We start from the raw sequence: 14,117 nt of genomic DNA on the forward strand, positions 1-14,117 counted from the left end.
TTAATTTAATACTGTAATGATATTGTCACCAAACTTAGCTTCTTCAATATCCTTTGGTACTACATCTAAATAATTTGCTGTGTTAGTTATAATAATTGGTGTTGTAATTCCACAACCTGCTGCTTTAATCTCTTCTATATCAAATGTTACTAATAAATCACCTTTTTTAACATGATCGCCTTGTTTAACTTTTGCAGTAAATGGCTTTCCATTTAACTTAACTGTATCAAATCCTATGTGAATTAACATTTCTATTCCATTATCACCTGTTATTCCAATAGCATGTAATGTTGGGAATAATGTTGTTATTTCTCCATCAAAAGGCGCCTTTAATTCACCAACTGTTGGAATAATAGCTACCCCACTACCTAAAAGTCCACCTGCAAATGCTTCATCTTCAACCTTGCTTAAAGCAATAACTTTTCCTTGAATTGGTGCTGAAATATTTTCTTCACCGTTTAATTCTTTCTTTCCTATAACTTCTTCTTTTACTTTTTCATCTTTAAATGTAAGCATTGTAGCAACAAATGAGAATCCCATAGATATTGCTAAAGAAATTCCTACATGAACTAAAATTCTTCCTGTGTCTCCACCTACTTGAATGAATCCTGGAATAGCGAATATCCCCATTCCAGCCATTTGCCAATGTAATATTCCAACTGCTCCTATATAAGCTCCCCCTAAAGCACCACCTATACAAGAAATAACGAATTGCTTAACCCTTGGTAATGTTACACCGTATATAGCTGGTTCTGTAACACCAAATATGCCTGAAATCCATGCTGGTAATGCAATTGATTTTAACTTTTTATTCTTTGTCTTTAGCCAAATTGCAAATACTGTTGCTGTTTGAGCAAATGAAACTGTAAAAATTAATGCAAAAATTGGTGTTGGGTTACCTGACATTAATGTAATAATTGCTGTAATAGCGAAAATTGTATGAACGCCAAACATTATCATTACTTGCCATAATCCACCTAGTACTAAACCAGCAACAATTGGACTAAATGAATAAATACTCATAATTACGTTTAATAGCCAGTCTGCAATAGCGTTAGCTGCTGGTCCTATAGCTAAAAATCCTAATGGTGCACATATAACAATAACAATTAATGGTGTAAAGAAAGTCTTTACTACATCTGGTATTACTTTGTTTAACTTTTTATATAAGAACGCTGCAACAATATTAGTTACGATAATTGGTAATACTGTTCCCGTATAACTTACATTAATAATACGTCCAAAAATATCTAAATCTACATTTTGTAAACCTGGATACATTAATGCTGCTCCAATTGCTAAACCAACCATAGGGTCCATTCCAAATTTATTAGCTGACGTATATCCGATTACTACTGGCATAAATAAGAATAGTGCATCCGAAATATTATATATTAATGTATAAATGCCTGTTGTATCACTCATCCAACCTAAGAATACTGCTAAAGCTAAGAATCCCTTAAGCATACCTACTGCAGTCATTACTGCTATTGATGGCATAAATATTCCTGTTATTGTATCAAAAATTTTATCTTTAAATGAAATCTTCGGTCCATCTTGTGATGGTGCTCCTCCTGATATTCCTGCTTGAGCACATACCTCTTTATAAACATCTGGTACATGGTTACCTATAACTACTTGATATTGTCCAGCTGATTTTATTACTGTAACAACTCCATCCATATTTTTAAGTACATCATCATTTGCTTTTGACTCATCATTTAATACAAATCTTAATCTTGTTACGCAATGTGATAAGCTATTTATATTTCCTTTTCCACCGACATTTTTAATTATGTCTTTAACTAAACCTTCATATTTCCCCATAATTTCCTCCTAATTTTAACGATATATTTTTGTGTTAAGTACCTTTAACTATTTTCCATGCTTAAAATATATCACGCTATGAATACGTTTTTATAAAAGTTTCCTTTTTAGAAACTTAGTGATTTTAACTCTATTTCTTTCTAATATCTTTTTATTACTTACATGAAGTCTTATATAATTAATCAAAAAAGTTGTATCTAAGTAAATTTAGATACAACTTTACAAATAATTTATAGCTTACATTAATTCTGCTTAAATTTTTATAATTATTAGTGTGTAAACATTATTGTTGGTGCTTTTTCAATTACCATTACTTCTAAAGTAATGTTATATTCAGATAATTTATTATCTGCACCTGTATACGCTGAGTTAAATAATCCATTTTCATAATTTTCGTCAGTATATTCAAGAGTTTCTACGTTAATAGTTTTAAGATGTATTAATTGGAATCCATTATTATCAACTAAAATTGACCCTCTAGCTCCATCCTTAATTAAATTTTGAGCATTTTGCCCATCTGTTAATTCAATTGTAACCGTATCATTACCATTTTCATTTATTTCATACTTCCATGCATGTATAGTAGTCATGCCTGGTGTTCCATCAGGATTAACTGACATAATTTGTACAGTTTGCTCATTTTCTGGTGCCTTATACTCATCTACTTTACTATCAGCTAATGATGCTAAATCTGAACAAATTCCTCTAACTTATCTATCATTATATTTTATAAAAATTTATATCTTACTTATTAACGGTATATCTGCAGGTGCAATATTATAATTACATACTTCTTCTAAAGTTACCCATCTATATTCATCATGGTCAGTAAGAACAATGTCGCCTTCAATTATTTCTGCAGTATAACCTAATAATTCAATAACTTTACCATTACCATAATCATATATACTCTTACCAACATAATCTTTAACAGTAACTTTTATACTCATCTCTTCCATAAGTTCACGAACAAGGCTATCCTCAGGATTTTCCCCCTCTTCAACCTTTCCACCTGGAAATTCATAAAAGCCAGCAAGTGGTTTACCTTCCTTCTTCTTTGCTATAAGTATTTTATCATCATTTTGAAGTATTGCTGCTACTACCTTAATCATCTTATTACCACCTTACTTTTGTATTTTTTATACTTACTCTAATAAAAGCATATCAGCCTAAATTTTCTGATATGCTTTCTCTCAAATTATTTAATTCTATTTACAGTCTTTATAAGTTCTTCAAGTTTTTCTACTGACTCTATTCTTTCATTACATTCATTGCTATCTAAGCATACATAAAATCCAAGTGATTTATAATCATCTTCACTAGTCTGTTTACATATTGGAGATACAAATGCAACTTCACTTTCTGAACCGATGTGATTACATAAAGCACATATATTAGTTCCCTTATTACTTGTTTTAGGAAGTCTACAAGCCATCCCAAATAGCTTCCCATCTAACTTATAAGTAATTAGTAGCTTTCTAGTTGATTCATCAATCCAGCCTAAGTATACAAGCTTAGATTCTTCTATATTTAAATTAGGTAATTTTAGCTTCTTTTCTTTCTTAAAAACTTTAATAACCTCTGCTGATGATAGCTTTGGCATACCATATACATACTGATTAAGCTCTTTTAAATAAGGCTCAATAAGTAATGGATCAGTAATATTGCTAATATCAAGAACCTTCTTTTGCTCATCTGATAAATCATTAAAATGAGATAAAATCTTATCCTGACAACATATCCTTATAGCATCAACAACATTTTTATCCACACAATTTCTAAGTCCGCTATTTAAATCACCCATACATCTTTTTATATAATTATATTCTTGTTTCTTTATAAACTCATTCATTCTTTTATTACTCCTTAACTTTAAAATACTAAAAAAATCAAAGCAAAGAATACAAAAAATCATTTATATTTTTTCCAAAATCTTAATTTAAATTTTCAGCTAATTAATTAGTTATTTAAGCTCCAGACAAAGTATAGCTGACTTTGTTGTAGTCCTTGCAAGGAGCAAACTGATTTAAATCTGAAAGTCTTATATCCTTTCATGCTAACCACCTCCTATATATAAAATAATTATATCACCTATTTCTTATTTGTAAATACTTGCTCTCTTATACTAGTACTTATATTCATCTTTAATACTATTATATTATTATCGTTTTATTTGCCTTATTTATCATTGATGGTGGAATTTCTTCATGAAGCTCCCAGACAAAGCTTATTGGTTTACTTCCTTGATGGCTCCTATACTCACAAGTTCCAAGATAAGTATACGGAGATGTTATACCATCTTTATTTTTATGCTCTCTTACAAATAAAGCAACCTTATTTCCTCTAGATAAATGTTTTATATATCTTTGTCCTGTTATGCTTTCTACTGATGTAGTACTTTGACTTTGCCAATGGAATAACTTTTCATTGATAGCATAGTCTTCATATAATGTTGATGGAGAAAAGTCTTTATCTGATTTATTTAAAGTAATGAAAAATATATCTAATTTCTTATCTTCAAAATACTTAACACCTTCTCTAAAAGCAGGCTTTTTATCTTCATTAAAGTATCCAAGAGCAGCCATAATCGTATCTCTTGAATAATCGCAATGTAAATCTAAAGGACAAGTAAACCCTAAATCTACTTCTTTATCCACAAAATCAATATGATTGTAATTGTAAGTTAGTATTTCAAATACTTCATTCATCATAACTTTATTATTAAGAAGTTTATTAATCCCCTCTCTTAATGATAACAATCCTTCTTTATCAGGAGCATTATTATAGAAAGTATAATACATCATATTTAGCATTAATCTCTCTTTCTCATTAAAGTCTACATCTGAAATATTATTATATTCTTTTATGACTCTTCTAATAAATTCAATAAATCTTCTTGAGTTAATAAAGAATATATTTTTTAGCTTTTTAGTTATTTCATTTTCATCTACATCATTAAACTCTTCTCTTACCCCAGCTAGTACAGATAATCTTGCAAAACTTCTATCTCCTGATTTTCCATAGAAATCTATTAAAGATAGATGATTATATGTTAAGAAATTTTCTAACGTTAATTCTAGGCCAGTATCTCCTTGGAATGTTTTTAACTTACTAATTAAATTATTCTTAGTATTAGATGCTGATTTAATATTTCTTAAAATATATTCTTTAGCTTGTTTTTCTAATTGAACATAGCATCCTTTAGGTAATGTTAAAAATCCATTTTCTATATAATTCTTAATTGAATGACTTGTTCTTCCTACAAGAGCCCTAAACTTTTCTTCAAAGTTATAATTTTTATGAGCTTGACCTACGAAGTCTAAAACTGTTAGGCATTCTTTATTTTCACTTAATCTAAGCCCCCTTCCTAACTGCTGTAAGAATACAGTTAAGCTTTCTGTAGGTCTTAAGAAAAGAATTGTATTAACTTCTGGAATATCTACACCTTCATTATAAAGATCCACAACAAATATGAACTTTATTTCTCCATTTACAAGCTTTCTCTTAGCATCATTTCTTTCTTCATCAGAACTTTTACCATGAAGAGCAATTGATGGAATACCATTATTATTAAAATAATTAGCCATGTAAATAGCATGTTCAACCCCAGCACAGAAACCTAATCCAATAACAGAATTCATATCTGTAACATATTTATTTATACTTGTTATAATCATATTTGATCTAATATCGTTATTAGTATAAAGATTATCTAGTTCTCTTATCTCATAACCTTTTCTACTCCATTTAAGCTTACTTAAGTCAACTGTATCTGTAACACAAAAATATTGGAATGGACTTAAAAGCTTTCTATCTATCGCTTCTGGCAATCTTATCTCAGCAGAAATCCTATCTTCAAAATAATTAAATACATCTTTACTATCTCCTCTTTCTGGAGTAGCAGTTAAGCCTAATAAAACTTTTGGTTCATAATAACTCAATAGCCTTTGATAAGATGGTGCAGCAGCATGATGGAATTCATCTACAATAATAAAATCGTAGTAATCTTTAGATGTTACTTCACATAAATTTCTACTATTTAAACTTTGAATAGATACGAATAAATGCTCCAAACTTTCTGGTGCTCTTCCACCTACCATCAGCTCACCAAAGTTATTATCTTTTAATATCCATCTAAAGGTATCCATACTTTGCTTTAATATTTCTTCACGATGAGCAACAAACAATAACTTATTAGACTTTCCTCTATTTTCTTTACGGAAATTCTTATAATCAAAAGCTGAAATTACAGTTTTTCCAACACCAGTTGCTGCAATAACTAAGTTTCTATACTTATTATGTATTTTTCTTTCAACTTGAAGTTTTTCTAATATTTCCTTTTGGTAAGAATATGGTCTTATATCAAAAGAAAATTTAAACTCTTCATTTTGTCTTTCATCAATTCTCTCATTTTTTAAGGATATCTTAAGTCTTCTTATATCATCATCTGTTCCTCTATAAGATACAAACTCTGCATCATTCCAATAGCTTTCAAAGGTAGCTTCAAACTTCTTTATAATATCAAAGGAATCTTGCTCAGTAATCTTAATATTCCATTCTAATCCTGAAGTTAATGCAGCATTAGAAAGGTTAGAAGAACCTATATAAGCAGTAGTAAAACCAGTATCTCTTTTAAACATATATGCCTTAGCATGAAGTCTTGTCCTATCTGTGTCATAAGATATTTTAATCTCTGTATTTTGTAATTCACTTAACTCCTGAATGGCCTTTAAATCAGTAGCTCCCATATAAGATGTAGTTATTATCCTAAGCTTCTTACCATTGTCCGTTGCCTCCCTAAGACTTTCAATAATACACCTTATGCCACTCCACTTAACAAAAGAAACTAAAAGATCTATAGAATCACAAGACACTATCTCTTTATTTAACTCACTCAACATATTAGGCTCTAAAGATGCTCCTGTAAAAAGAGAACTTTGAGATAAAGGAGTTATAGGCCTAACAACACTCTTCTCAGATAATGCTTTTTTATTATTAACTCTAGAATAAAGAGCTGTTAGCATCTCCCCATTTTCATCTATGTTATATTTCTTAATATCTTCTTCATTTGACACCTTACTTAATATGTCAATTATCTCATTACAAGCTTCTATCTGCTTTAAAAGCTTATCTCCATCCTCTTTTTCCTTATCTCTAATATAATTAAGAGATTTTCTTATAACTTGAGCTATGTATTGAGAAAGAATAGCCTTAGCTTCTTCTTTATCTAGACCTGATCTATTTATAATAAATTTATCTTGATCTAAAGAATTTAATTGTTCTAATATTTCTTGATTTATGACTTGTTCATATAAGCCTTGCTTCAATAACTTCACCTCTTTCTTCTTAAAATAATTAGTTAATTAAATTTTATCAGGAATGTAGCGTATAGTCTAATTTGATATGTAAATAAAAGGTCATAGATTATACTATGACCTTTTATTTACATGTGTCTGGTGGAGGTAAATAATGCCTCTTAAAATCCACCAATTATCTATTCATAAACTTTTTTGCATTCTATATTGAGTTCAATTCTTTAGTTGTAAAAAATATAACATTTTAGCTCCAAGAATTGAATTTATTAAACTATTGCTATAAATAACAACATAATAAAAGTTATTATTGCCCTGTTACTTTTATATATTATTAGCCCAGCCTATAATTTTTTTCAAGTTTTCTTCTCTTCTATATTTTAATGGTTCTAAAAAATCATTTTCTCCAATAATTACATTCCCATTTAAAGATTCTTTCATTTTCTCTATTGTTTTTCCTTTCTGTCCTCCATGGCAACAAAAGATAGCAACTTTTTTTCCTGATAATTTATATTCATTAAAAAAAGTTCTTATAGGTGGCGAAAATGTATAAGACCAAACTGGAGTACCTATTACAATCAAATCATAATCAGACGGATTTATATTATTCCTTAACAATTTAGGTTTCGGATGTATAAAAAGTTGACGTATCCCCCAGGAGATTTTCATTATCCCAGTTATATTTATATTTTCTTCCGGTATGAGTTCCATAATATCTGCTTCTATTATTTTTGATATTGTTTCTGCAACAAACTTTGTACTTCCATCATGTGAATAATATACTACAAGCTTTTTCATATCTTCATCCTACTTTCTTAAAATACACATTAAATTTTTTTCTGCAAAGATTTTTTATATTCAGTAATAGTCATACCTGTCCAAGTTTGAAATGCCCTTAAGAATGAATTCAAATCTTGGTATCCTAATAAAAAGGCAATATCATCACTTATCATGTCAGTATTTTTTATATAGTTCTTAGCTAATAATTCACGTGTATGATTTAATTGCTTTTGAAATGTTGTTTTTTCTTCTGTCAATTTCCGTTGAAGAGTTCTTTTACTCATTCCAAGTTTTAATGCTACATCTTCAATATTACTACAACCTATAGGCAATAACTCTATTAGTGAACTCCTTACTCTTGCTCCAAACGAATCTTCTACTTCTAACTCAGACAATCTTCGCTTAAGCTCCGGCTCAAAATAATCCCACATTACTTCATTCTCACTAACAAATGGTTTAAGAGAATCATTAAATGATAAAGTCAAAGTACTTTTATTCCCTTTATTAATCTTACACCCAAAATATTTTTCTAACACCTTATTATTAATTGAATTCTGCAATGTTATTTTCAATGGAATTATATTCTCTTTAGTTGCTATCCTAATTAAATTAATCAAAAAAACAAACTCTGAAACTTCCAAAAATAAAGGTATTTTATGATACTTTTCTTCTGTTGATAATTCTACTGTAAAGCTCTTTTCTTCTTTTCTTATAATAAAAATCATAGGCCCAATAAGCTTCTTATACTGTGCTAAACGCTCTATGCAAGTCTGAGCATTTTTGCTACAAAAAGCTGCAAAAATAGGTGGAGAAAAAGTTTCAATACCTTCTGCAGTTGCAATTTTTATTAGTTTACTTTCATCAGGCATTACTTCACCAATGCTTTCCATAAAACGAAAGTATTCATCTTGTGTTAATCTTATATTCTTTCTACTAAATAAATCCTCTGGCAACCCTGATTTTATTAATATTTCACGTAAAGGCAACCCTACTGATGAAATAAGTGAACCATACCTACCATCAATAATAAAATGATTCATAAAAGATACTCCATTCTATTTTATTATTTTTCCTTCTGCATTTCATAAATTTGTTTCATCATTATTTTTTTAGGTGTAAATGGAGTCAATGCTAAAAACATTCTTTGAAGTAGCGACACTCCTGAAATTACATTTAATTTTCCTTTTAACATACCTTCATAGCCATCTTTTGCAACATCAACTGGACTAACAGTCTTTGAAAATAAGGGAGTATTACTCATATCTGATGCTTTAGCAAAACCTGTATCCATCGCACCTGGCATTAATGTAGTAATAGTTACACCAGTACCTTTAATTTCTTGCCATACAGCATTACTAAATGAAGTTACATATGCCTTTGTAGCATAATAAACCGCTTGTAATGGACCTGGCATAATTGCAGCCGTAGAAGAAACATTTAATATTCTACCATCCCCACGCTTAACAAAATCAGGTAAAAACAATTTAGTTAATCTTGTAAGAGTAATAACATTTACTTGAATCATTTGAATATCTTGCTCCATAGAACGTACATGGAACTCACCTCTACCACCAAATCCAGCATTATTAATTAAGTAATCTATTGTTATATTAGCAGCTTTCACTTCATCATAAATCTCCTGAGCTGCATTACTTAATGATAAATCTTTTACAATAACCATTACCTTTATATTGTATTTATTCTCAAGATCTTTTTTTAATTCATTTAGCTTATCCTTACTTCTTGCAACAATTACTAAGTCTCCTCCCCTAGCTGCGTGTAACTTTGCAAATTCTTTTCCAATCCCACTTGATGCTCCTGTAATAAGTGCAATTTTATTTTTCATCATAATTTCCTCCCTAAATTTAAGTTTCAATTGATGACTTAATTATACAAACTACAAAATATTTTTTAACATCATTTTGCGCCAATAATTATTCAATCTGTGCCACATAAAAAATAATCATTATTATTTTAAATAACTTCAATACCTTCTATACGTTTAATTAATCTTAAATTCACTTTGTTAAATAAAAAAATAATTATCAATAAGAATTTATTGCATTAAAATAACCTACTAAAACCTATATTGATTTTAGTGGGTTCTATGGTGGAGGCAAATCATCTTATATCTCCATACTAATTTATTATCCTCTAATTATATCAACTATATCCTGTCCGTACTTTTCTATCTTTACTGGTCCAAATCCTTTAATTGAAATAAGATCTTCTTTAGCTTCCGGTTTTAGTTTTATTATTTCTTCCACCATCTCATTATTATATATAAAGTATGGCTTAACCTTTTCTTCCCTAGATTTATTTAATCTATATTCTTTTAATGCATTAAACACTTCTTCATATGACTTAACTTTTTCTTTTACTTCCTCTAATACAGGCGTTTCTACTTCATCGATACCTTTTTCACCATAAATTTCTTCTAGAATTTTTTCTTCTATTTCTTTTTCAATATTTTGTTCCATGAAATCTTCTTCAGTTAAAGAATACTTTTTATTATAGTCATAGCTAATAGATTTATTGTTTATTATGAAAAACTCTCCAATATCCTTCATTTTATCTTCAAAAATATTATTATCGTAAATAAAATTGTACAATAAGCGTGCTTTTTAGCATACGTTTTTTTATTTTTTACACTTACAGCCTAATCCTAAAGCGTACTTAATTTTAAATCTAACTTTTATTTCTCCTGTAACTCCTACTAACTTACCCCTATCTTAATAAAGTCATAAGTTTATTAAATTTTTTATTGGAGTATTGTAACAATCGTTACAGACTTTTATATGTAAATTAATATAAAATGAATATTATATTTTAAGTTTAAGGAGGATATTATTATGGCTTGTGGATGCGGTACACATAGTAAAGATGGAAAGGCTATTGTAGATAGAGTTAGAGAAAAAGGTAAGGCAGATATGAAATTAAATACTCCACATATAATTACATGCTCATGTGGTGAAGATTTTACAATGAGCACATTTGTAGATGTATGTCCAAATTGTAAAATGACATATGGAGTTACTCCATGTTCTCAAAATGATAAAGAAAATATTAAGCCTGCTGGAATAAACTATTAAATTCTATATAACAATATAAAAATGCACCTATAGCTTAAACCGCCGTAAGTGCATTTTGTTATATTACTTTAAAATTCTTTCTAATTTTTTTAATTATTAAATACTATATATATATATATATATCCTTTTAATTTAATCTTTAGTATAATTCGACATTATTATCATTAATTCCTTTGACTTTTAAAAAAATATATATTTTTTTATTAAAATTAGCCATTTTACTTCAATTTAACCATTCTTTTAGCCTCTTATCACTCTTAAATTCAAAAATAATAGTATTGGTAGTGACAAAAAGGTAGTAACAAAATGTAAGGTAGTGACAAAAAGTAATGACAAAAAGGCACTACCTTTTTGTTAGTACCTTTAAGGTAATACAATTAGGATACTACTAAAATAGTATTACCCTATATAGTAATAAATATATTACTTCTACTACTTTATCTCCCAAACAAAAGCTACTGTATCGCTAATTTTTATATCCTCTGGCTCAATGCTTGGTGCATATGTTTCTGCAATAGCATAACTTTTGTTTTCTATTTCGTATGTTGTGTTAGAGTAAATATTTATTTCACTCCAATTATAATCTATGCTTACTAGTCTTCCAAGTGTGACTCTAGCTGCTTTAGTTAAAACCTCAGCCTTACTTCTTGCATTTTCAGTTGCTTTAATAAGAAGTTCTTTATTTATTTCATCTTTATCTTTTACTGAGAATCTTATATTAAATCTAGGATCTACCTTTGACTTTGTTATTGCTGTAATCACCTTAGATAAAATTTCCATATCTAAATCAAACTCCAGCTTTAAATCTTGCTCACACTTATAGCCATCAAACTTACTTTTATAATTATTATTTTCATCATAATAGCTCTTATAGCTTGTTGTGATATTAAAATTTGTTGTTTTTAAATCTTTTTTATTAAAACCAACTTCTTCTATGGCCTTTTCTAATTCATTTACTGACTCTGTAGCAAGCTTCATAGTTTCATCATAATTGTATTTATGTGATACTAAATTCATAGTAATAATTATCAAATCTGGTGTAACACTTATATTACCAATACCCTTAACTGTAATTAACCTCTCCATAATTCCTATCCCCTTAATTAAAATAAATTTATTAATTTTATTATAACAGTTTTTTCAGTTAATACTAAATCATTGAACTTAGTCGAAAAAAATGTTAAGCTATCAATATTAAACTTAGTAAAATATATTTATCAAATGTAAATTTTAATTGATAAAAGAATATATTAAAGAGCTTATTTTTATAGGCTCTTTTTTACTAATGAAAAGAGGTACTACTATGATAAAAGTTAATAATTTGTCCTACTCATTTCCACAAAAAAATCTATATAACAATATTTCATTTACATTAGAAGATGGCCAACATTGTGCCTTTATAGGTACAAATGGTAGTGGAAAAAGTACTCTTATAGATATAATTATGGACCCTGAAAAATATCTATTTGATGGTTCATTAGAAATTGAACCAAATTGTAGAATTGGGTATGTACGACAATTCCAAGAATTAGATAAAACAAAAGAAATCACAGTTTTTGAATATCTAGCAGAAGATTTTCTTAAATTACAAAATGAAATAACATCTATCTGTACTGAAATGGAAACATCATCTGATATTGATACTTTACTTGAAAAATATCAACAAGCTCTAGATGCATTTGAAGCAATTAATGGTGATGATTTTGAAAACATTATTGATAAAAAGCTAAATCTTATTGAATTAATTAAATACAAAGATTTAATGATATCTGAACTTAGTGGTGGTGAGTTTAAGCTTATTCAAGTAATTAAGGCAATGCTTAATAGTCCTGACTTGCTTATTATGGATGAACCTGATGTATTTTTAGATTTTAAAAATTTAAATGCTCTTAAAAATCTAATTAATTCTCACAAAGGAACAACATTAGTTATCACACATAATAGATATCTATTAAATCATTGTTTTAATAAAATTATTCACCTTGAAAATATGGAACTACAAGAGTTTGATGGTGGCTATATCGAGTATAACTTCTCATTACTTCAAACCAAAATTGAACTACAAGAATTAGCTGCTGCTGATACTGAAGAAATTGAAAGAAATGAAGTTTTAATAGATAGATTAAGAGAGTTAGCAACTGAGAATGCTGAACAGTTTAGAGGTAAAACCTTAAGAGCTAGAATTAAAATTAAAGAAAGACTAGAAGAACGTAGAATTAAAGCTCCATTTGTAGAGATTAAAGAACCTAATATAATTTTTGTTACAGCTAATGAAATAGAAGAAAAAACTGTTTTAAAAGTTAATGATTTTAATCTTGCTTTTGATGAAGTCCTTTTAGAAAATGTTAACTTTGAAATTAAATCTACTGATAAAGTAGCTATCGTTGGTTCAAATGGTACAGGTAAAACTACGCTTTTCCAAAAAATATTTAAAAACGATGATGATTCTATAGAAATAGATAAAGATATTAAAGTAGGTTATTTATCTCAACTTCAAGGTCAAACACTAAATTATTCTAATACTATATATGATGAGTTCTTTGATATTGGTTTTAAAACTCGTGCTGATATTAAAGAATATTTAGAGGGTTATAATTTTGATGAAGAAGTATTAAATCAAAAGATAGGAACTTTATCTGGTGGAGAAAAGAATCTACTTCAGCTAGCTAAAATCTCTGAAGTCGGAGCTGATTTATTGCTTCTTGATGAACCTACAAGTCATTTAGATACATATTCACAACTAGCTTTAGAAAAGGCTATAAAAAGATATAAAGGTGCTATTTTAATGGTTTCTCATGATTACTATACTATAACTAACTGTATGGATTATGTATTACTTATTCAAAATAAAAAAATCAAAAAAATAAGCATACAACAGTTTAAAGATATTATTTATGTTAATCATTTTGATAAGCACTACTTAAAAAATGAAGAAAAGAAAAAATTGCTTGAAACAAAAATAGAATTAGCTTTAAGAGATAATAATTTTATTCTTGCAAAAGATTTATCTGAAGAATTAGAAGCTATTGTTAAACTACTATAAAAATGGCCAATAATTAAATATTATAAGCTGAAGGCTATGGCATTAATTAACTCTTGCCATAGC

Annotated in this window: 12 protein-coding genes; 2 read left to right on the plus strand and 10 right to left on the minus strand. The window is 28.3% G+C overall.

Translation table 11 applies throughout. The features are described from left to right. The 9 genes from ARA56_RS09840 to ARA56_RS09880 all read right to left on the minus strand — a co-directional run bounded on the left by ARA56_RS09840 (position 1) and on the right by ARA56_RS09880 (position 10,489). Positions 1 to 1,827: a beta-glucoside-specific PTS transporter subunit IIABC gene (locus ARA56_RS09840; protein WP_055266226.1), complete on the minus strand. Its 1,827-nt coding sequence runs from the start codon at positions 1,825 to 1,827 to the stop codon at positions 1 to 3. A 269-nt stretch (positions 1,828 to 2,096) separates the two neighbouring features. Then, on the minus strand, positions 2,097 to 2,447 hold the full coding sequence (locus ARA56_RS09845; RefSeq protein ID WP_055266228.1) for a hypothetical protein: 351 nt from the start codon (positions 2,445 to 2,447) through the stop codon (positions 2,097 to 2,099). A gap of 117 nt (positions 2,448 to 2,564) precedes the next feature. Further along, positions 2,565 to 2,939 (minus strand): (deoxy)nucleoside triphosphate pyrophosphohydrolase, encoded by a 375-nt coding sequence (locus ARA56_RS09850; RefSeq protein WP_055266230.1) that lies wholly within the window; start codon positions 2,937 to 2,939, stop codon positions 2,565 to 2,567. 86 nt (positions 2,940 to 3,025) lie between these two features. After that, complete coding sequence (locus ARA56_RS09855; protein WP_055266232.1) at positions 3,026 to 3,679, minus strand: FusB/FusC family EF-G-binding protein; 654 nt, start codon at positions 3,677 to 3,679, stop codon at positions 3,026 to 3,028. Between the two features lie 301 nt (positions 3,680 to 3,980). Continuing rightward, positions 3,981 to 7,154 (minus strand): DEAD/DEAH box helicase, encoded by a 3,174-nt coding sequence (locus tag ARA56_RS09860; RefSeq protein ID WP_055266234.1) that lies wholly within the window; start codon positions 7,152 to 7,154, stop codon positions 3,981 to 3,983. A gap of 309 nt (positions 7,155 to 7,463) precedes the next feature. Beyond that, on the minus strand, positions 7,464 to 7,937 hold the full coding sequence (locus ARA56_RS09865) for a flavodoxin family protein (RefSeq protein ID WP_055266236.1): 474 nt from the start codon (positions 7,935 to 7,937) through the stop codon (positions 7,464 to 7,466). Positions 7,938 to 7,966: 29 nt separating this feature from the next. Further along, on the minus strand, positions 7,967 to 8,959 hold the full coding sequence (locus ARA56_RS09870) for an AraC family transcriptional regulator (protein ID WP_055266238.1): 993 nt from the start codon (positions 8,957 to 8,959) through the stop codon (positions 7,967 to 7,969). Positions 8,960 to 8,982: 23 nt separating this feature from the next. After that, a complete protein-coding gene (locus ARA56_RS09875) occupies positions 8,983 to 9,768 on the minus strand; it encodes an SDR family NAD(P)-dependent oxidoreductase (protein ID WP_055266240.1) in 786 nt (261 codons plus the stop codon). Positions 9,769 to 10,066: 298 nt separating this feature from the next. After that, entirely contained in the window at positions 10,067 to 10,489 is a 423-nt protein-coding gene (locus tag ARA56_RS09880) for an HRDC domain-containing protein (protein ID WP_055266242.1), read from the minus strand. Between the two features lie 282 nt (positions 10,490 to 10,771). On the opposite strand from ARA56_RS09880, the gene ARA56_RS09885 reads away from it, so the two are divergent. Then, complete coding sequence (locus ARA56_RS09885; RefSeq protein WP_055266244.1) at positions 10,772 to 11,011, plus strand: hypothetical protein; 240 nt, start codon at positions 10,772 to 10,774, stop codon at positions 11,009 to 11,011. A 432-nt stretch (positions 11,012 to 11,443) separates the two neighbouring features. On the opposite strand, the gene ARA56_RS09890 is transcribed toward ARA56_RS09885, so the two are convergent. Next, entirely contained in the window at positions 11,444 to 12,097 is a 654-nt protein-coding gene (locus ARA56_RS09890; protein ID WP_055266246.1) for an SIMPL domain-containing protein, read from the minus strand. 217 nt (positions 12,098 to 12,314) lie between these two features. Between ARA56_RS09890 and ARA56_RS09895 the strand changes: the two genes are divergently transcribed. Further along, positions 12,315 to 14,054 carry an ABC-F family ATP-binding cassette domain-containing protein gene (locus ARA56_RS09895; protein WP_055266248.1) on the plus strand — a complete coding sequence of 580 codons (1,740 nt, stop codon included), beginning with the start codon at positions 12,315 to 12,317 and terminating at the stop codon, positions 14,052 to 14,054. The last annotated feature ends 63 nt before the right edge of the window (positions 14,055 to 14,117 follow it).

The organism is Clostridium disporicum (genome assembly GCF_001405015.1).
Lineage (GTDB): Bacteria > Bacillota > Clostridia > Clostridiales > Clostridiaceae > Clostridium > Clostridium disporicum_B.